This window comes from Paraburkholderia phymatum, assembly GCF_038900715.1.
In the GTDB taxonomy this organism is placed as follows: domain Bacteria; phylum Pseudomonadota; class Gammaproteobacteria; order Burkholderiales; family Burkholderiaceae; genus Paraburkholderia; species Paraburkholderia phymatum_A.
In genome coordinates this window covers 186,450-204,634 of record NZ_JAYMRZ010000014.1, presented here as the reverse complement: position 1 = coordinate 204,634, position 18,185 = coordinate 186,450, and the positions used below count along the sequence as shown (strand labels likewise).

Genomic DNA, 18,185 nt, shown 5'->3' with positions numbered 1-18,185 from the left:
CGCTGAAGGCAGTCATGGTCGATTCCGCTGGACGGATGGCTCAGCGGGCCACGGGGTCGGCCGGAACAGTCGACAGCACTTCAGCGCCCGCCGCCGACAGCAGCACGGTGTTCGACTGGAAGTAGTCGCCTTTGCCCGTTCCCATCAGCCATGACAGGATGTGGAAGGTCATTCCCTGCTCGATGACGCGCTCGCTGTCGTGCCGCAAGCCGACTACGCGATTGCCGCCCGTCCAGCTGGGCGCACATCCGATGCCCACCAGATAGCCGCAGTGATGGCGCCGGTAGTGATCGAGCCCCGCGCGATCCACGACGCGTTGCCATGCGGCGTAGACATCGCGCGCCAGCACGCCCGCGCGCAGCGTGTCGACCACCGCGTCAAACGCTTCCTGACAGACGGCGGCCATCGCCCGCGCGGAATGCGGCACGGCGCCCACATGAACGAGACGTCCCATCGGCGCGTGATAGCGATGCACACAGCCGGACATCTCCAGAAAAACCGTATCGCCATCGACGAGCCCGCCGCTGCCCCACGTCGTGTGCTCTTCGCCAAGGCGGCTGCCGGGGCGGATGAACGGGCCGAAGCCCGGGTAGGCGCCGCCCGCCTCGATCATCGCGGCGCTGCAACGCGCGGCCACATGTCTTTCAGGCACGCCTTCGCGGATCGCGTCGATCGATGCGTTCATCATCGCGTCCGACACGCGCGCGGCTGAACGCATGTACACCAGTTCGGCGTCGCTCTTGACGAGCCGGATGTCATCGATGACCCACGAGAAATCGACGCACGTCGCGTGGGGCATGCCGCGACGCAACGCCTGACCGAGGCCATCCGGCAAGCCTGCCGACCAGCATTCGAGACCAATGCGCCGCGTGTCGTGTCCGGCGATGCAGGCGAGCGCCTTGTCGGCGATCGACTCGCTGTCGGTATGGCCGACGAACTGCGCATTACGCACCTGATTGCCGATCGTGACGCCTTCCATCGCTCGCGTGATCAGCGTCGGTTCGCCCGTGGCCGGCACGAGCAGGACATGCGGCGCGAAGTAGCCCCAGTGATCGAGCCCGGTCAGATAAAAGATGTTTTCGGGGCTGCTCACCAGACACAGGTCGATCTCGCGTGCGGCCATTGCCGCGCGCACCTTGCGCAAACGTGCATCGTATTCGGCCGATTCAAAAATGGATTGCTGCACAGTTGTCTCCGTTCATCGTTGCATCACCACACCACCTCAGTTGTACACAAGTATCGATCAACCAAATCAGCGCTTCAAGCCCTGTCAATAAAAAATTTGTGCTGATGTGCACATCATCAGGTGTCTCTTGGCATTTTTAGGCTGAAATATAGGCGTTAACCCGGAAAACGTACACCGATTGAAGCGCTTGAGGTATACATCTCGTACCGACGGCCAAGATTTGACGTTGGCTAGATGTACACAACATCGTTGAGACAGGAATTTTGATCTGACATACTCGCCGCGACGCACCGCTCGTGCGCCGTGCAGCATCGAGATCAGGAGACGACTGGAATGAGGATCAGCAAGACAAGAGCGGCATGCGGCCTCGTGGCAACCGCACTGCTATTCGGCTGCATCGCCACGCAGCCGCAACTCGGGCAGTTTCTTCCCGCCTTGCTCAAGGCGACCGTGATGACACTGCAGATCACGGCGGGCGCCGCATGCGTCGCCGTGCCGATGGCGCTCATCGCAGCATTGATGAAGATGTATGGCCCGCTTCCGATGAGATGGCTGGCCATCGGCTACATCGAGGTATTTCGCGGCACCTCGGCACTCGTTCAGCTGTTCTGGCTTTTCTTCGTGCTGCCGCATTTCGGTGTCGAGTTGCAACCGGTGCCGGCCAGCATCATCGCGCTCGGCCTGAACATTGGCGCATACGGGGCGGAAGTCGTGCGCGGCGCGTTGCAGGCCGTCGCTCGCGGACAGTGGGAGGCGACCATTGCGCTGAACATGAGCTTCCCGACTGCGATGCGCCGCGTGATCATTCCTCAGGCGTTCGTCGCGATGATTCCGCCGTGGGGCAACCTGTTCATCGAGTTGCTTAAGTCGACCTCGCTGGTGTCGATGATCACCGTCGCCGATCTGACGTTCCGCGCGCAGCAACTCAATCAGTTCACGTTCAAGACAGTGCCTATCTTTACGCTGGTGCTGCTCATCTATCTGATCATCGCGGTGCTGATCACATTCGGCTTCCGCACGCTGGAAGGCCGCGCGTCGCTGGGTATAAGGAGGAAATCGTGATCGTATTCGATTGGCACTATGCGTTGCAGATCCTGCCGATGCTCGGTCAGGCGTCGGTCATCACGATTGAAGCCACTGTCGTCAGTTTCGCGATGGCCGCCGTGCTCGGGCTGGCGTTTGCGATCCTCCGGATGGTCCCGGCGCCCGCTGTCGCGATGCCCGTCTCAATGTTTGTCGAGGCGGTGCGCAGCACGCCGCTGCTGATCCAGATCATGTTCATCTACTTCGGCCTGCCGAAGCTGGGCATCGTGATCGATGCCTTTCCAGCCGGTGTGATGGCACTCGGCCTGCACTACGCCACCTATTGCTCGGAGGTGTATCGCGCCGGCCTTTCGGCGATTCCGCGCGGGCAATGGGAGGCCTGTATCGCGTTGAATTTCAGCCCCGTCGACACGATGCGCAAGATCATCGTTCCGCAGGCCATTCCGCCCGTCGTCCCCGCGCTGGGCAACTATCTGATTGCGCTGTTCAAGGACACGCCGCTGCTTTCGGCGATTTCCGTGATCGAACTCATGCAGACGGCCCGGGTCATCGGCTCGACGAACTTCCGGTACGTCGAGCCCGTGACGCTGGTCGGCGCGCTTTTTCTGCTATTCAGCCTGATCGCTGCATCGGGCGTACGACATGTCGAGGCATGGCTGCGCTCATGCCGGGGAGAGAAATGATGTCGAAAGACACTCAAGATTCGATGTTGCGTTTCGAGCAGGTATCCAAGCGTTTTGGCGCGCATACCGTACTCGACAATCTGGACCTGAGCATCCGGCCGAACGAAAAGGTCAGCATCATCGGGCCATCGGGGTCGGGCAAGACAACGGTGCTTCGCACGCTGATGACACTCGAACGCGTCGACTCGGGTTCGATCTGGATCGACTCCGAGCCGCTTACGCATATGCATCGCAACGGCTCGCTGGTGGCCGCCGACGGACGGCACTTGCGGCGCATGCGTAGTAAGATCGGCATGGTTTTCCAGCACTTCAACCTGTTCCCGCACCTGAGCGCGTTGCGCAACTGCATGCAGGCGCCGATGAGCGTCCTCGGACTGGGCGCGCAAGAGGCCGAGGAGCGCGCGACCGCGTTGCTCGAACTCGTCGGCCTCGGCAACAAGCTCGGACATTTTCCTGCCCAGCTCTCCGGCGGTCAGCAACAGCGCGTGGCCATCGCGCGTGCGCTCGCAATGCGCCCGAAGGTGATGCTGTTCGACGAAGTCACTTCCGCCCTCGATCCGGAACTGGTCGGCGAAGTGCTGGGAGTCATCAGGCAGTTAGGCAAAGAACATGATTTGACGATGCTGATGGTGACGCACCAGATGGGCTTTGCCCGTGAGTTTTCCGATCGCGTGTGCTTCTTCTATGGAGGCCGCATTGCCGAACAGGGACCGCCCGAGCAGATATTCGGCGATCCAAGGCACGACCGGACCAAACAGTTCCTGCGCGCAGTACTGTCCGGTTCATGACCCTGCGCGCGCGACTGGGTCTTATTCAAATGAATCGTTGCGAGAGTTAATGCAAAAGAACGGTAATAGCAAAGGAAGCAGTTCCCGCGAACGCTTCGATCGGATCTATAGCGCGATACGCGAAAAGATCTGTCTGCTGGAGTACGAGCCCGGTGCCCTGTTATTCGAGGATGAACTGGCGAAGCAGTTCGGCGTCAGCCGCACGCCGATGCGCCGGGTGCTGAGCCGGCTGGAAGCCGAGGGACTGGTTGAGAGTCAGCACGGTGTCGGCACCTTCGTCACCGATTTCGACGACGACACACTGAAAGAGGTGTATCACTTCAGGCTCGAACTCGCTTCGTTGATGGGCCGGCTGACCCCGCTTGCGCGCAGCGAAGAAGATCTCGCCCGGATGCGGGCGCTTGCCGGGCGCGGAAAGCGCCTCGCTGCCGCGCCGACGATGAGCGAGTTCGCGAAGCTCAACCTCGACTATTCACTCGAACTGACGTCGATGATCGGCAACCGTCCGCTGAAGGAAACCGCTCAGCGTCTGTTCTTTCTCGCAATCCGGATCTGGATAAAGACCCTCGAAGGCGATCGGCTAAAGACCGAAGCCGATATATTCCGCCACGAAATAGAAGATGTGCTGAAGGCACTGGAAATTGGCGATCTCGAATCGGTCGGCTATCTGCATCGAACTCACCTGTCGATGAGCTTCGTGCGGCTGCGCCACTATCTCGAATCGAAGCAGGAGTAACGAAAGTAACGGCTGCAGGACCACGACCCACGCATGGATCTTCTGTCGAAGTGCGAAACCAGGGTACATCCCCTCGTTTTTTGTTCGCGCTGGTCCTGGTGAAATCCCGATGCGAACATCGTCCTATGACATCGGCGAATGTATTGGGCGACGTTACCTTAGGAACCCGACATATCGAACCTTGTTGAGGAAACCAATGAGTTACGCAGAATCGTGGTCCGAGGCTTCCATCACTCCTTCCATCGAAGACGCGGCTTTTCATGACGAAAGCCACGTCATCTCATCAAGGCAGCTGACGCGCGCGATTACAGCCGCCGCACTCGGCAACGCGACCGAATGGTTCGACTACGGCATCTATGCGTACGGTCTCGTGTACATTTCGGCGGCATTGTTCCCCGGCGGCGCCGCGAGTGCAACGCTGTTCGCTCTGGGCACCTTCGCCGTATCGTTTCTGATCCGGCCGCTCGGCGGCCTGTTCTGGGGTCCGCTCGGCGACCGTCTCGGACGCAAGCGCGTCCTCGCCCTGACCGTCCTCCTGATGTCCGGTGCGACACTGCTTGTGGGGCTTCTCCCAACCTGGGCGTCCGTCGGATGGGTGGCTCCCGCGCTCCTTATCGTACTCAGGATGATCCAGGGCTTCTCGACGGGCGGCGAATATGGCGGCGCTGCGACTTTCATGGCCGAATACGCGCCCGATGACCGCCGCGGCTTCTGCGGCAGCTTCCTCGAATTTGCGACGTTGTCGGGGTTCTCGCTCGGTGCGCTACTGATGCTCGGCTGCTCGATGCTGCTCGGCGACCAGGCGATGCACGCGTGGGGTTGGCGCCTGCCCTTCCTCGTCGCGGCGCCATTGGGTCTTGTCGGCTGCTATTTGCGTTCGCGCCTGGAGGAAACGCCCGTGTTCCGCGAAGTGGCCGAAAATTTCGAGGCGAAGCATCGGCCGGCCGTCTCGCTCAAGGAACTCTTCCGGCGCTATGGCATGCAACTGGTCCTGCTCGGTGCTCTCGCTGCCGCGCTCAACATCGTCAACTATGTGCTGCTTGCGTACATGCCGACTTACATGCATAGGCAGATGCACGTGAGCGAGAACATGTCGCTGCTGATTCCGCTGATCGGCATGCTCTCGATGATGGTGTTCCTGCCATTCGCGGGCTGGATGTCGGACCGGCTCGGCCGCAAGACGATGTGGTGGCTGTCGCTCATCGGGCTGTTCGTTGCGGCAATACCGATGTTTTCGCTGATGGCACACGGCCCGGCTGGCGTGCTCATCGGTTTCACCGTTTTGGGCTTGCTGTACGTACCGCAGCTCGCGACGATTTCGGCGATGTTCCCAGCGATGTTCCCGACGCGATTTCGCTATGCCGGCATGGCAATCGCGTACAACATCTCAGCGACGATCTTTGGCGGAACGGCGCCGATCGTCAGCGACTGGCTCGTAGAGAAGACAGGCAGCGCATTGTTCCCCGCGTACTACATGATGAGCGCGTGCGTGGTTGGGGCGCTCGCGCTGTACTTCGTCATCGAAACAAAAGGGTGTTCACTGCGTGGACCAGGATTACCTGGGCAATCGCACTGATGCGCCGATTGCGTCTCCACATCTATCTGAAATGAGCAGGCAATACCGGTAGGACGTAGCTGGCGGTGCTAGTCGTGACTATCGATGTATGCACGAGCCAACGCGAGTGGCATCTCTGCGTATTCAAGCGGCAGCAACCGGGTGAAAGATGCTCAGTGCGATAGCAGGAAGCGACGCTCAGCCTTGTACCGTAACAACCGTGGGAAGTCGGACGTATCGACTGCGTGGGCTATGGGCATTTGTCGGAACGAGATGGGAATAGCGAGCGCATGCCCATCGGGCGTTAGACGGTCGACAGCCGTTTGCGGCGCGTCGTTTGGGAATGCCGGATGCTCGCACATATTGCTCTCGTACGGAGAGCATAGTGATGAGCCGCGTGCTTTTGGTCGACGACGACGCAAATCTGCGGGAGGCTCTGGTAGCCGTCGTGACAGCTGCGGGCCACGATGTGACGGTCGCAAATGATGGTCTCGAGGCATTGGGCGCAGTTCTCGTGGATATTCCGCAGGTCATCGTCTCCGATATTCACATGCCGGCCCTGGAAGGAACGGACCTGGTTCGCATGTTGAAAGCCATCCCGCGACTTTCCTGCGTCCCGATTATCCTGATGTCGGGCGTCGATACCGAGGCCAGCGTTCCCGTGGAGCGCATACTCAAGAAGCCATTCGACCCAACCGTGCTACTCGAATCTGTGTCTCAGGCCGCGACACAGGTCGGCGACGCGCCCACAGTAGCCCGGTATCGCGGACCAGAGCACCATTCCGCTCAGGCACTGTTTTCCGGACCGGAGGTATCCGCCAGAGCTGAAGCCTGCGCGGTGCGCGTCCGTCGTGGACTGGAGCTTGTTCACGAACAGGCAGCGCGCCTTGACCTGGTCCGGAGCTGGGGAACCGACGTCAGACTCGCAGAACAGTCGTATGAGGCGCTTGTCGCGAGCGTTGCCGCGCTGGTCAGCCTCGAAATGTTGGTTACAGCCGCACCCATATCGCTTCCTGCCACGTCGCACGTTGCCGGCGGACACCGCAATTCACAAGTCAGTTAGTGATGACGAAAGCGCGGTCCGGACCATTCCTCCTGGCCGTCTGCGCATCTGCTGTTTCGCGGCAAGAACAGAGCCGCGTATTGCAGGCGATGAGCGATGGGCAGAATATTCGCCGCACGTCGCCGATATTGCATGCCCGCATATCCATTTTCCATAGTCCGGTCTGCGCCGAGCAGCCTGATCACCCGCTTCATGTTGCAAGCCATCGCACCAGGCGCAACGTCCCAGTTATGATACATGCCGCACTTCGCGGGCGCCCGGGACATCGGACATCGCGCCGTAGCCGAATTGGAGCGTCCCTCCTGTCCGTAGCCTCGGAAATCGAGGCATAGAATGCCTGGGCAAAGCCGCAAAGCGCGACATCGATCTCGACAAGACCGACGACTTTGGAGCTGCTCCATGCCATTCGCCAGAGGCGAAAGTCCAAGTGTACCTGCCGGGCATCGACGAGTCGCCGCAGCGTGCGCTGCGCCATGCGTAGGTCGGACGCCGTGGCGACCGACGCTTCCAGCCTAGGTTCGTCGGTCGCACCGCTGGACCAGGCCGGGCGCAAGGCTGCCCAATCTCGAGTTCTCCAGAACCCAAAGCGTGCGAGCGATTTGAGCAGCCGTTCGTCTCGCTCCCTGGCAATGATGCGCCCGTCGCGTACCTTCACGAAGTATCTCCAAATAACGCGTCGGTATTTCGTATAGCGCGAAAGATGCAACACCCCGTGTTCGCCTTCCTGGAAGGCGGACGGCGAACGCGGAAGGCGTAGCCGCTTATGCGGCGAGCCACCATGCCCTCTGTGCAAAACTGGACTGGACGTTTTGCCGGGCATTTTCGCCACTGGACGTAGCTCATGTCTCCAAAGGCGGCGCCCCGCTCTGCGCGCGGGCAAGGTACTCACCCCGCATCGATGAACGCGCCGCTGGCTCCGGCCCGATGGCCTTCCGTCTCTGCTGTGCGCCGACTTGACTACCTTCCCCGCGCGTAGCGTGGGGCGCGGGACTATCGTCCCCGTCGCTCTGCCAGTCGGTGGGCGTCCTTCTCGTGGCTGGGACCACGAACGAGCGACGACTCCCCCAGCAGCTCCTGCCATCAGCGAGCTATCGCCATCAGCCGGTCAAGATGGAACCCTTAATTTCCTAGATTACATGCCGTTATATATAGACAGGCTAACGTAACCAATTGCTAGTCCGGCCTTATGCAACATCTCTAAGCTCGTGCGAAGTGAAATTGAAGAAATCTAAATGAAACGATATGGAATGGGTGTGATTCTGGGCCTGATGGCTCTGGGTGCGATGGCTCAGGAGGCCGCAAGCGATGTGAATGCGAGTACGCAGGCTGTGTCGCAGACGGCCCCGAATGCAGCCGAATTGGATTTGGTCGCTTCAGGTGCAATCGCGAAGGTAACGGAGCAGGACACAGAAGCGGACAAACTTGCGAATCTACCCGCAAAGCCCGCATCGGCTGGACAGGCGGGTAACTTGATGCCCCCAGGCGTGGTGACCGAGACAAACCCGCTCAAGGTGGCGTTCATGGCCAAGTCGAAAGCTCAGCCCGCGCTCTTCCGGCCCAACCAGAATATGCCCGAAATCACCAACGAAGACCTGATTCGCGGCTACGCTGAAAATGGCGAGGCCTCGGGACGTAACGTCAGCAGCGTCATCGGCTATATGCCGAAGCTCAAGGTGTTGCCTTGCCCGGTCGATTGCCAAGGTTCTGACTACGAAAAGGCCGTGGCTGCGTTCATCAATGGCTTCGAGGGTGAAGGCAATCACTTCAAGCCACGTGGCGAGATGATTGTTCAGGTCCGCTGGTTCCACCAGCGCCCGTGGTATCAGCGCGGACTCCCCTACGGCGCAGATGACTTCGGCGTGAAGTTCATGCTGGAAGGCAAAGTGATTTCGCTGGGCAAGGCGACCATGGTTGGTGGTAAGGGCTCGATTGATTCAGCGGACCTTGCGCATGACATCGGCGCGCGCATGGCGGTGGAATTGGCGTTCACTCTGGGTATGGGCGTGAAGCCGACGTATCTCGATACTAGCAACAACCTGGGTAAGGGCCTTGTTGGCACCCTTTCCACCGTGAACACGACCATCGGCAGCGTTCTGGGTGCCGAGGACGTGCGCCCGCGAGTTGAGCCCGCGACAGACGCCAGCGTCAACCTGCTACCTGCTATCGACGGCATCCAGCCGAACGAAATCGCGCCAATCACCGAGCCGCACTTCATCAACTCGATCCTGTTCTAAAGCCATCGAAGTGTGGAGCCTGAAAGGCCGGGGACAATAAACTGCAAAATTTGAGAATTTTTTCAATTTTATTATAAATCACCTTTGAAATGAAACGCATCCCAATCCTGCTCTCTACAGCTGCTGCACTCACCTTGACCGCATGCGTCACGGTACCACCTACCCTGAATGCTAAGGGACAGCCGATTAAATTCGCTGAACCAATTCTTGGACCAGCAGAGCGCGACAATGGCATTTATGTGCTTCTCGAAAAAAGCATTGCCGATGGCAAGTACAAGGTCGCTAACGTCTCCCGAACGCGTCAACCGATTGCGAATGAGCGGCAAGAACGCGTTGCATTTAACAGCGACTTGACACGTTACGCGCCGGACTTCACTGCTGCCGGCTTTTACACGTATGCTGACCCAGGCAACTACGGCGAGAAGACAGTCATCACAAACTGCCAAGGTCGCGCGATGAAGAAGACTTTGGAATACAGCCCTTGCAGCAGTGCGTTTTCTTACGTTTTTGTTCCTACGTCGGTGACGAAGAGTTATGTCGCCGGTAGCATGGGTTATGAGACACACAAGCGATGGGAAGACCCCCGCTTTAACCTGTTGCGCGGAGTGGACTCGCCAAGGGCAGCGTTGCGCCAAGCAGGTGTGTTCGAGCACCTGGACCAACTTGTGAGCGCTAAGTGAAGATGAACATGCTTAGTGCCGGGGCAATTTGCGCGGCTGTCTTGCTCACGGCTTCCTCGGCATTTTGCGCAGGGCAATCGCCTGACAGCCAATCGCCTGCATTAGAGGTCAATAATGCGTGGCACGTGTTTGAGACAAAGAACATCAAATCTCCACTTTTCGTGACGCTCAAACACATGGATGCGCACTGGGAAATCGCGGGGATTTATGAAGCACCTCCGCAAATTGCACGTGATGATTCGAGAGAGTTGTTTATCGCTTCAAGAGACCTTCAGCAATGGGGGGCTTATGGCCCCCAAGGGATGACAGGTTGCGATAGCTTCGAGGCACGCGAGTACCCATATAAGACCGTATGCAGTTCAGTTTTTGCAGAGCGAAAGGCTGGGCGGGCTGCTCTTGGCATTCTCCTCTACAAACTCAGCACCAACGGGGTACCCGTTGGATATGACGTTGACAAGGTGACTACGGCCATTCACAGCATCCGACCTGAGCAGGCGCAAGCGATACTCACTGCGGTCGAAAGGCAATAAAAAAAATCTAACTTTTGTGATACCCAATTGACATAAAAATGCTATAGGGCAAATGCAGAACCTTCCCTGACAGGCTGTTGAAATATCCGTCGGAATGCACTCGAGTGCATTCCGACGGATGCTGGCCGTTCAAGTTGCGCGCTTAAATCTCACTGACGGTCTGTGCCGGTAGGGTGGCGGCGTCGCGTCTCTTACGCCGACGCCGCAGAGGATCTGGTGCAAACAGGTGGCGCGTCCAAGATGCCTCTTATAAATATGGATACCTTATCGATTGAAAAGGACGGCATTTCAGACAGAGGAAGCAGTGATGTCCGCAAGCGCGAGAGCGGTGAGGTCGAATTGCCCCTTGCGAATGCGATGCATCAACTCGATGCCCGAAATCGTCGCCGCGGCAGCCCTGAATCGTTTGAACCCGAGCATCACGTTCGTTCTGGACTTGATGTGACGATGGTCCTGTTCGATCAGATTATTGAGGTACTTCGAGGAGCGTACCTTCGTGTCCCCGGGAAGCAGGCCATCATTTTCCAGCTCACGCACGGCCCGGTGCGACGCCGCATACCCATCGAGCGTGACCGTCTCCGGTGGCCGTCCCTGATGTTTGATTGCGTTGGTGAAAAAGGCTTTTGCCGCAGCCACATCGCGCTTTGCCCTGAGCATGAAGTCTACCGTCTGGCCGCACCGATCCACCGCCCGATATAGATAAACCCATTTACCCCGGATCTTCAGATACGTCTCGTCAACCCGCCACGACCGTCCCGCAGGGGTGGGCGAAACGGTTCCAGCGCTTGACGAACTCGGGCGTAGAGCGTCGCACCCAGCGCAGGATCGTGGTGTGAGCAAGCGACAGCCCTCGCTCGGCCATCGTCTCGACGAGATCGCGCAGGCTGAGTTTGTAGCGCAGATACCAGCGCACACAAAGAATGATCACGTCGCGGTCAAAGTGGCGACCCGCAAACAGGCTGTCCAGATTCTTCCGTTTGCTCATCGCGGGCTCTCAAATGGGTCAGCCCGCCACTCTAACCGATTCGTAGATCTCTATTTGCACCACAGCCATCTGAAACACGGGCTATTTAGATAACTTTTCTTATATAACGGTTGGATTTTTTTTGCCGCAGATGTTGTCCGTCAGCTGGGCTTGCGGGCCCAGCTGACGGACCGACCAAGCGCCGAAAACTAACATTGCGTTTGGCAAGAAAATTGGAGAGCCGATCAGCTACCGCAAGTAAGCTACTATCAAAACTTATGGCGGACACCTACGCGGCCAAGAAGCTGCCTGTTACTGGTTGACGCGGTCGCGAGATTGATCGCAGCGACCGCCGGTGCACCGAGAGAGTTGATTCCCGACGCCTTCTGGTAGACCCCAATCATGTACACATCCGTTCGCTTGGACAGGAAGTAGTCAATACCTGCGTCGATCTGGTTGTATTTTGCGCCATCTTTTCCGGCAACCGAACTCACATTTGTATAATTATAGGCAACGCCGATCAGCCATGTGGGAGCCAACATGTACTTGAAGTTCACTTCTACGTTGTTGACGTGTGCGGATCCTGTGTAGGCTGCCACGGAACCCGGAATAGGCCCAGAACTCGTATCGCCTAAACTGCTAAAAGCAACCCACGAGTACGTCGCACCGAGAGTCGCCTTTCCGAAGGTGTATGCCCCACCTGCTCCAATCACCTGATAGGTGTGCGCAGATGCGAAACCTTTATAAATCGGCGACGAAATATTGGCAGTCGTCGGCGATGCGGTACCTGATGTGCTGTTGCCAAAGAAACTAACATTGGGGTTGCGGACATTCAGATAGCCGATCCCAAGGGTAAGGGGTCCGCCGGTGTATCCGGCCCCGCCCGAGAACACCTGGTTGCGAGAGGCGTCACCGGCAATTCCACCGAAGCTATAGAGTGCCGAGAAACGGAGGCCAGCGTAAGGCACGCTACTAAACTTCACTGAATTATTAGTTCGGTAAGTATTGTTGAAATTGTCGATGTCGCCAGCATGGTCAGCAATGGCACCAGCCCATTGGTTCGATGCCGCGAGCGGTCCAAGAAAATCAACGACCGAATCATATTGTCGTCCCAGTGTGACGGTACCGACCTGGTTTCCCAGACCGACGTAGGCCTGACGTCCGAATAGTAACCCACCTTGCCCGAGCTTACCGGTGCTGGGATCATAGCCACTTTCGAGAACGAAGATCGTCTTCACCCCGCCTCCAAGATCCTCTGTACCGCGAAGACCCCAACGGCTCGATTGCATGACGCTACTCTGAAGGCTATACAGACTATGTCCGCCAGAGTTACTCGTGTACGACAAGCCTTCATCGATAATGCCATATAGCGATACGCTGCTTTGTGCGTGCGCAGCTTCAGCAGAGATAATGGCCGAAAATAGAACGATTGATGAAATGAACTTTTTCATACTGGGCATTCATTACGTTGATGGGTATGTGGATGCTTTTCTATACGAAAATAATGGTTCTATTGCGTCGTCAAAGCATATTCACATAGTAGTACTTATTTAATAGTAAAAAACTAAGATCATGTCGTCCGCCCTGTCTACGCCGCAGTTTCTGACTACATGGCGCTTGCGGACCCGGAACACATTTTCAAGCGCGCAGCAGCTGCTCGCCCACCGAGGCACGGTCTGATGATCGACATCAAAGCCGCGCTCGGCCATCACCATTCCTTTGAGATTTATCAGGTTCGGCCCATAGGTGCCATATATACGCCTCAGAATCACATCGAGCGCGTGTACAGCCGTTTCAGAACCTTTGCAATTCGTCGAGCAAAGACCGACCGTGGTGTCGATGGTTTTTTTCAGAGTATTTCTTTACCTCTCACCACCAAGATTTGCGACGAGAATGGAGCGATCTTGACCAGAGCGAAGCCTGCGATAGAGCGCATAGCCCAAAATCGCATTCAGAATGGCTGGAATAGTTGCAAATCTAAAAACCGAGGGGTAGTCAAGAGGAATGGAAATCAGCATGCCGCCAACCAACGGCCCCAACACTGACCCGACCTGAGAAAACCCGTAGCAGCTCGACACACCTGTGGCACGAATCTGGGTCGGAAAATACCCGGTTGTCAGGGCGCTCACGCCAAATCTTGCACCAACGACAAAGACCCCAGCCGCGAATATCGCTATCAAGACAACCTGCATCGACAGTCCAATCGCAAAGCTGATTCCGACGATCGTAAATACAGAAAGCAGATATCCAATCGCAACTACCGCGTAGGCCCCGAGACGATCCATCACGCGGCCAATTGCCAAGGCACCCAAGGTACTGCCGACTCCAAGCGCGACGGCACCGTAGGCCGCCTCAGAAGCCGATACACCCGTCGCCTTGAGCATCCATGGAGACCAACTGATCAGGAAATACTGGATGATATTTGCGCAGGCTGACATGACCCATAACACGATCGTGCCAAACCTTAACTCCGAACTGAGGATAGCCCGCACCGGAACCCGCGTATGCTGAGGACGGAGAGTGGGCAATTTGATCGCTTCTCGAATGCCCATCTTCTGCATGATGGAATCGATTTTCGCGCCGGCGTCGTTTCTGGTCGACAGGAACCGCAGCGATTCAACCAACCCAAGCGCCAGGATAGGAACAAGCATGAGCGAAGCAACCCCACCCAGAACAAGTGCGCTTCGCCACCCGTAGTGGTGAAGCAGGTGGCCGACGATCATCCCACCCACCGCGCCACCCACGGGAAACCCGCACATGACCGCGTTGACCATGATGTTTCGATGCCGTTCCGGGCTGTACTCCACGGTCAGGGTGAGGATGTTCGGCAATGCGGCGCCCAAGCCAACTCCCTCGATGAATCGAAATGATCCTAACTCAAAAACCGTTGAAGAATTTGCTGCGGCAAATGAAAAAATGCCCATCACCGCCAATGCGCTCAGAAGGACTGGCTTGCGTCCAACGCGATCGGCGATCCATCCGAAGCTGCAACTGCCGATCGCCGTGCCGCAGAGCGCAGCGACAAAGAGCCTTGTCATCACGGCGCTATCAAAGTGCCATTCGGACGCCAAGGCAGGCGCAATAATCGATAATGCCTGAGCATTGAAACCGTCAACCATCGCGACCAATGCAAGAAGAAAGAATATCCGCCATTGCATCAGGCCAATCGGCCTGCTATCAAAAACGTTTGCTCCCTGGTCTCCACCAATCATACCGTTCTCCTAACCATGTGTTATATGCTTCTCGTGTCCGCGAAGCCTCAGGCTCACTACTGTCGAGCCAGTCCAGACAGGGTTGGGCTGCGTGCCCGAACTTTTCAATGGTTTCGTGAACCTCCGTATCAAATGTGATGGAGTAGATAGCGGTCGGCTCGTCCAAGCGGATCGACCTCCATTGTGGACAACGCACCGTTACGGTCTTGAGCCCCTTTCCAGCCGAGAAATAGCGCGGCCCGAGGCAAGTCATCGCCGGTTAGATATTCGTAGGCGCCCAGCAAACGACCACCTGAACGTGCCAATTGGGCCGGCGCCGTGCCCTCGATCCACTGGGAAGCCAGTCGAGATGTCCCGACCCGCAGACGAGTGACGTAAAGCTCGATCTCTTCGAATTCGTTCAGCTCATCAGAGCCGAGCGGAACAATCGGACGAAGGAAATTGATGTCATAACGTTCGACCAGTTCGCTGCCTCGATTCGTTTCGGTACGGACCTGGTACCAATCCGGATCACCATAAAAGCCATTCCACGCGTGATTGCGAACCTCCAGACTCGGCCAATGCATCAGGTATACAAACAACGGTGACCGTGCGCCGTAAGAACTCTGCCATCCTCCCACCACCGAAATACCGTGCCTTTCAAACAGACGCTGCAGAGGTCCGTGGAACCGCGCCCCCATGTCATGCATGCGACCAGGTTCCACGCTGTAAAAACGCAACTCAGCAAAAGAAGGTGTGGACATAACTGTTATCCTTTGTTGATCATCAACGCACATACGGCGGCGGAACGCCGGCTTTGGTCGCAGCACGAAAGTACTGCCACGGAACCTCTACCGAACATCCGAGTTCTTCTGCCGCTTGCCACGGCCAATGCGGGTTGTTCAGCAGAGCACGGCCGACGGCCACAAGATCAGCCTGTCCACTGGCTACGATGTTTTCTGCTTGACGGGGACTCTGAATCAGCCCCACGGCAACGGTCGTCAACCCCGAACCTTGACGGACCGCCTCGGCAAACGGTACCTGGTATCCCGGACCGATCGGCACCTTCGTGTAGGCGTTCCCTCCTGTCGACATGTCGACAAAGTCACAACCGAGCTTGCGCAATTCAGTGGCGAAGATAACGGCGTCTTCAGTCTGCAAGCCCTGTGGATGCCAGTCCGTGCCGTTCGCCCGTACCCCCAGCGGCTTATGTTCAGGCCATACCGCCCGGACGGCCGAAAACACCTCCAGCGGGAAACGCATGCGGTACTCAAGGGAGCCGCCGTATTCGTCGCTTCGCTGATTCGCAAGCGGACTGAGAAACGCGCTAAGCAGGTATCCATGCGCAGCGTGTAACTCAATAAGGTCGACACCCAATCGGTCCGCCCGCTTTGCCGCCTGCACAAAAACATTGACCACTTCATCCATGTCTGCGCGACTCATGGCGTGAGGCATTTGCCAGCCGTCGGCGAACGGAATGGCGCTCGGTCCGATGACCGGCCATGCTCCCTGATCCGACTTCAGGGGACCTTTTCCCACGAATGGACGATGTGATGCTGCCTTTCGGCCGGCATGACTGAGCTGTATGCCGACAGGTACCTGGCTGTACTTGCGCACGCGCGAGAGCACATTGCGCAGAGCCTGTTCGTTGTCGTCATTCCACAAGCCAAGACATTCCGGCGTAATTCGCCCGCGCGGATCAACCGCCGTTGCTTCGATGATGAACAGGCCAGCGCCCGACGTCATCATCGAACCGAAGTGTAGAAGATGCCAATCAGTCGCACATCCGTCTGACGCGCTGTATTGGCACATGGGAGAGACCACGATGCGGTTGGGCAAGGCCAGACCCCGCAAGTTCAGCGGCTGGAACAGTGCGCTCGAATGGTCGCTTTCGGCCACAACAGGCTGCCGATCGTTATTGGTGAATTCAGATTTCATGATTCTTTGGTAAGCAAAAGACAACCCAGGCCGTAAGCTCCGTTGGAGACAATCGCCACTTTCGGATCTCGCGGCACTTGTCGCGCCCCCCCGCGCCCCCATAGCTGCATACAGGCTTCGTGTGTATGGCCGAAGCCGTGCAAACGGCCCGCCGATAACTGTCCACCACCCGTATTGATCGGCAGGTCACCATCCAGATCAATGCGTTTGCCACCCTCGACAAACGCGCCAGCCTCGCCTCTGCCGCACAGTCCCAACGCCTCCAACCAGTGCATGGTGAGAATGCTGAAGCCGTCGTAGATTTGCGCGACATCAACGTCAGCCGGTCGGAGATCAGTCCTCGACCACAGCATGGCTGCAGCGGCCTCGGCACCAAAAGAACTCATATCGGTTGGCTGCCGCAGTCCGCCTGTCGTAAACGCGCTGCCGATGGCTTCAAACCGCAGGAGCGGATTGGGCATGTCAAGAGCGTCCTCGACACGAGAAAGTACGAAAGCAGTAGCACCGTCAACAGGCACATCGCAGTCGTACAGTCGCAAAGGCGATGCGATAACGCGAGACGCCAGGTAGTCGTCAAGCGTAATCGATTGACGATAAACGGCAGCAGGGTTGAGTCCGGCCATCCGGCGCGCGTGCACGGCAATCGCCCCCAACTGCGCCTCGCTGACTCCATGGTCGTACATGTAACGCGTGGCATACATTGCGTACCATGGCGCAGGCGAATGAGCGCCAAATGGCACTGCCCACTGCCACATCCCCGCAACGCGGGAATTGGCACCGCCCCAGGCTACGGCATCCCGGGCGCGCTTGCGAGCCGATGCCTCGGCTGTAGCGCGAAAAACAAGAACATGACGCGCAGTCCTGGCGACCAGTGCATGAATGCCCGCAAACAGGGCGCTCATCTGTGCCGGTGACTCCAGCGACGGAGTCTCGTACCAGCTCAGCTTCAAACCGAGCGCGAGACGCAAATCATGCACTCCGACAGGCGAAAATCCTGCCCCCCCTTCCGCCGTACTTGGGTACGTGACGAGACCGTCTATATCCCTGAGTGACAATCCGGCATCACTCACGGCAGTCTTGCAGGCATCAACGGTCAACCGCAGGGGACTCAGCGGCGAGCCACGGCTAACCTCGGACTGCCCTATTCCCGTAATAGCAACCTGCTTTTCCGGATACTGAGTCACGCGACATCCTCGGGAATAAACATTGGCAACCAGACATCATCGTGCGCCTCAAAGCACACGCGTACCCTCTGTCCGATAAACACCTTCGACGGCTCGCAGCCTACGATATTCGACATCACCCATAGCCCGGCTTGTTCGTCAAGCTCGACCATCGCCAACACAAACGGCACCGCCTGGCCTGCCACCCAAGCCTGGTGATTGACCGAAAACGACACCACGCTCGCTCGCCCGGAGACGGCTTCGGCTTCAACATCAACAGACGCGCAAACGGGACACGCAGCGCTTGGTGGATGAACGAAGTGCCCGCATTGCTGGCAACGGCATATGGCCAGTTCACCTACAGAGCCACCCGTCCAGAACGCGTGATTCTCAATGTCCAGAAGCGGCAGACGACGCGATTCCATGCTTC

General features: G+C 57.8%; 17 protein-coding genes. 9 read left to right on the top strand and 8 right to left on the bottom strand.

Annotated elements, in window-relative coordinates; all coding sequences use genetic code 11:
• Positions 1-40 precede the first annotated feature (40 nt).
• Positions 41-1,186, bottom strand: coding sequence for a Xaa-Pro peptidase family protein (locus VSR68_RS24940; RefSeq protein ID WP_342942387.1), 1,146 nt, complete (start codon positions 1,184-1,186; stop codon positions 41-43).
• Between the two features lie 333 nt (positions 1,187-1,519).
• Between VSR68_RS24940 and ehuC the strand changes: the two genes are divergently transcribed.
• From ehuC to VSR68_RS24895, 9 genes are all read left to right on the top strand, one after another.
• Positions 1,520-2,248 (top strand): ectoine/hydroxyectoine ABC transporter permease subunit EhuC, encoded by a 729-nt coding sequence (ehuC, locus tag VSR68_RS24935; RefSeq protein WP_342942386.1) that lies wholly within the window; start codon positions 1,520-1,522, stop codon positions 2,246-2,248.
• Positions 2,249-2,286: 38 nt separating this feature from the next.
• Positions 2,287-2,913 carry an ectoine/hydroxyectoine ABC transporter permease subunit EhuD gene (gene ehuD, locus VSR68_RS24930; RefSeq protein WP_428983582.1) on the top strand — a complete coding sequence of 209 codons (627 nt, stop codon included), beginning with the start codon at positions 2,287-2,289 and terminating at the stop codon, positions 2,911-2,913.
• The gene (ehuA, locus tag VSR68_RS24925; protein WP_342942385.1) at positions 2,910-3,701 is read left to right on the top strand and encodes an ectoine/hydroxyectoine ABC transporter ATP-binding protein EhuA; all 792 of its coding nucleotides are present in this window, start codon (positions 2,910-2,912) and stop codon (positions 3,699-3,701) included. The genes ehuD and ehuA overlap by 4 nt, the downstream gene beginning before the upstream one ends.
• A 49-nt stretch (positions 3,702-3,750) precedes the next feature.
• On the top strand, positions 3,751-4,437 hold the full coding sequence (locus VSR68_RS24920) for a GntR family transcriptional regulator (protein WP_342942384.1): 687 nt from the start codon (positions 3,751-3,753) through the stop codon (positions 4,435-4,437).
• Between the two features lie 196 nt (positions 4,438-4,633).
• Positions 4,634-6,013 (top strand): MFS transporter, encoded by a 1,380-nt coding sequence (locus VSR68_RS24915; protein ID WP_342942383.1) that lies wholly within the window; start codon positions 4,634-4,636, stop codon positions 6,011-6,013.
• Between the two features lie 367 nt (positions 6,014-6,380).
• Positions 6,381-7,055 (top strand): response regulator, encoded by a 675-nt coding sequence (locus VSR68_RS24910; protein WP_342942382.1) that lies wholly within the window; start codon positions 6,381-6,383, stop codon positions 7,053-7,055.
• A 1,247-nt stretch (positions 7,056-8,302) separates the two neighbouring features.
• Positions 8,303-9,289, top strand: coding sequence for a hypothetical protein (locus VSR68_RS24905; RefSeq protein WP_342942381.1), 987 nt, complete (start codon positions 8,303-8,305; stop codon positions 9,287-9,289).
• 89 nt (positions 9,290-9,378) lie between these two features.
• Complete coding sequence (locus VSR68_RS24900; protein WP_342942380.1) at positions 9,379-9,969, top strand: hypothetical protein; 591 nt, start codon at positions 9,379-9,381, stop codon at positions 9,967-9,969.
• Positions 9,966-10,499, top strand: a complete 534-nt coding sequence (locus VSR68_RS24895; protein WP_342942379.1) for a hypothetical protein — start codon at positions 9,966-9,968, stop codon at positions 10,497-10,499. Before VSR68_RS24900 ends, VSR68_RS24895 begins: the two co-directional genes overlap by 4 nt.
• 288 nt (positions 10,500-10,787) lie before the next feature.
• On the opposite strand, the gene VSR68_RS24890 is transcribed toward VSR68_RS24895, so the two are convergent.
• The 7 genes from VSR68_RS24890 to VSR68_RS24855 form a co-directional block, all read right to left on the bottom strand.
• A protein-coding gene (locus VSR68_RS24890) for an IS6 family transposase (protein ID WP_342942378.1) occupies positions 10,788-11,484 on the bottom strand; the annotation gives its coding sequence in 2 pieces (ribosomal slippage) (positions 10,788-11,261 and positions 11,263-11,484; 696 coding nt in all).
• 248 nt (positions 11,485-11,732) lie between these two features.
• Positions 11,733-12,914 (bottom strand): porin, encoded by a 1,182-nt coding sequence (locus tag VSR68_RS24885; RefSeq protein ID WP_342942377.1) that lies wholly within the window; start codon positions 12,912-12,914, stop codon positions 11,733-11,735.
• 411 nt (positions 12,915-13,325) lie between these two features.
• Complete coding sequence (locus VSR68_RS24875; protein ID WP_342942376.1) at positions 13,326-14,675, bottom strand: MFS transporter; 1,350 nt, start codon at positions 14,673-14,675, stop codon at positions 13,326-13,328.
• Positions 14,676-14,803: 128 nt separating this feature from the next.
• Positions 14,804-15,418 (bottom strand): NIPSNAP family protein, encoded by a 615-nt coding sequence (locus VSR68_RS24870; RefSeq protein ID WP_342942375.1) that lies wholly within the window; start codon positions 15,416-15,418, stop codon positions 14,804-14,806.
• A gap of 22 nt (positions 15,419-15,440) precedes the next feature.
• The gene (locus VSR68_RS24865) at positions 15,441-16,592 is read right to left on the bottom strand and encodes an NADH:flavin oxidoreductase/NADH oxidase (protein WP_342942374.1); all 1,152 of its coding nucleotides are present in this window, start codon (positions 16,590-16,592) and stop codon (positions 15,441-15,443) included.
• On the bottom strand, positions 16,589-17,776 hold the full coding sequence (locus tag VSR68_RS24860) for a thiolase family protein (RefSeq protein WP_342942373.1): 1,188 nt from the start codon (positions 17,774-17,776) through the stop codon (positions 16,589-16,591). The genes VSR68_RS24865 and VSR68_RS24860 overlap by 4 nt, the downstream gene beginning before the upstream one ends.
• The gene (locus VSR68_RS24855; RefSeq protein ID WP_342942372.1) at positions 17,773-18,180 is read right to left on the bottom strand and encodes a Zn-ribbon domain-containing OB-fold protein; all 408 of its coding nucleotides are present in this window, start codon (positions 18,178-18,180) and stop codon (positions 17,773-17,775) included. Before VSR68_RS24855 ends, VSR68_RS24860 begins: the two co-directional genes overlap by 4 nt.
• Between the last annotated feature and the right edge of the window lie 5 nt (positions 18,181-18,185).

Excerpts from the sequence above, each read along its gene's own strand:
- VSR68_RS24855 (WP_342942372.1), bottom strand. The coding sequence starts at position 18,180 with ATGGAATCGCGTCGTCTGCCGCTTCTGGACATTGAGAATCACGCGTTC.
- VSR68_RS24915 (WP_342942383.1), top strand. The coding sequence starts at position 4,634 with ATGAGTTACGCAGAATCGTGGTCCGAGGCTTCCATCACTCCTTCCATC.
- VSR68_RS24885 (WP_342942377.1), bottom strand. The coding sequence starts at position 12,914 with ATGAAAAAGTTCATTTCATCAATCGTTCTATTTTCGGCCATTATCTCT.
- VSR68_RS24875 (WP_342942376.1), bottom strand. The coding sequence starts at position 14,675 with ATGATTGGTGGAGACCAGGGAGCAAACGTTTTTGATAGCAGGCCGATT.
- ehuD (WP_428983582.1), top strand. The coding sequence starts at position 2,287 with ATGCTCGGTCAGGCGTCGGTCATCACGATTGAAGCCACTGTCGTCAGT.
- VSR68_RS24865 (WP_342942374.1), bottom strand. The coding sequence starts at position 16,592 with ATGAAATCTGAATTCACCAATAACGATCGGCAGCCTGTTGTGGCCGAA.
- VSR68_RS24920 (WP_342942384.1), top strand. The coding sequence starts at position 3,751 with ATGCAAAAGAACGGTAATAGCAAAGGAAGCAGTTCCCGCGAACGCTTC.
- VSR68_RS24910 (WP_342942382.1), top strand. The coding sequence starts at position 6,381 with ATGAGCCGCGTGCTTTTGGTCGACGACGACGCAAATCTGCGGGAGGCT.
- VSR68_RS24900 (WP_342942380.1), top strand. The coding sequence starts at position 9,379 with ATGAAACGCATCCCAATCCTGCTCTCTACAGCTGCTGCACTCACCTTG.
- ehuC (WP_342942386.1), top strand. The coding sequence starts at position 1,520 with ATGAGGATCAGCAAGACAAGAGCGGCATGCGGCCTCGTGGCAACCGCA.
- ehuA (WP_342942385.1), top strand. The coding sequence starts at position 2,910 with ATGATGTCGAAAGACACTCAAGATTCGATGTTGCGTTTCGAGCAGGTA.
- VSR68_RS24905 (WP_342942381.1), top strand. The coding sequence starts at position 8,303 with ATGGGTGTGATTCTGGGCCTGATGGCTCTGGGTGCGATGGCTCAGGAG.
- VSR68_RS24870 (WP_342942375.1), bottom strand. The coding sequence starts at position 15,418 with ATGTCCACACCTTCTTTTGCTGAGTTGCGTTTTTACAGCGTGGAACCT.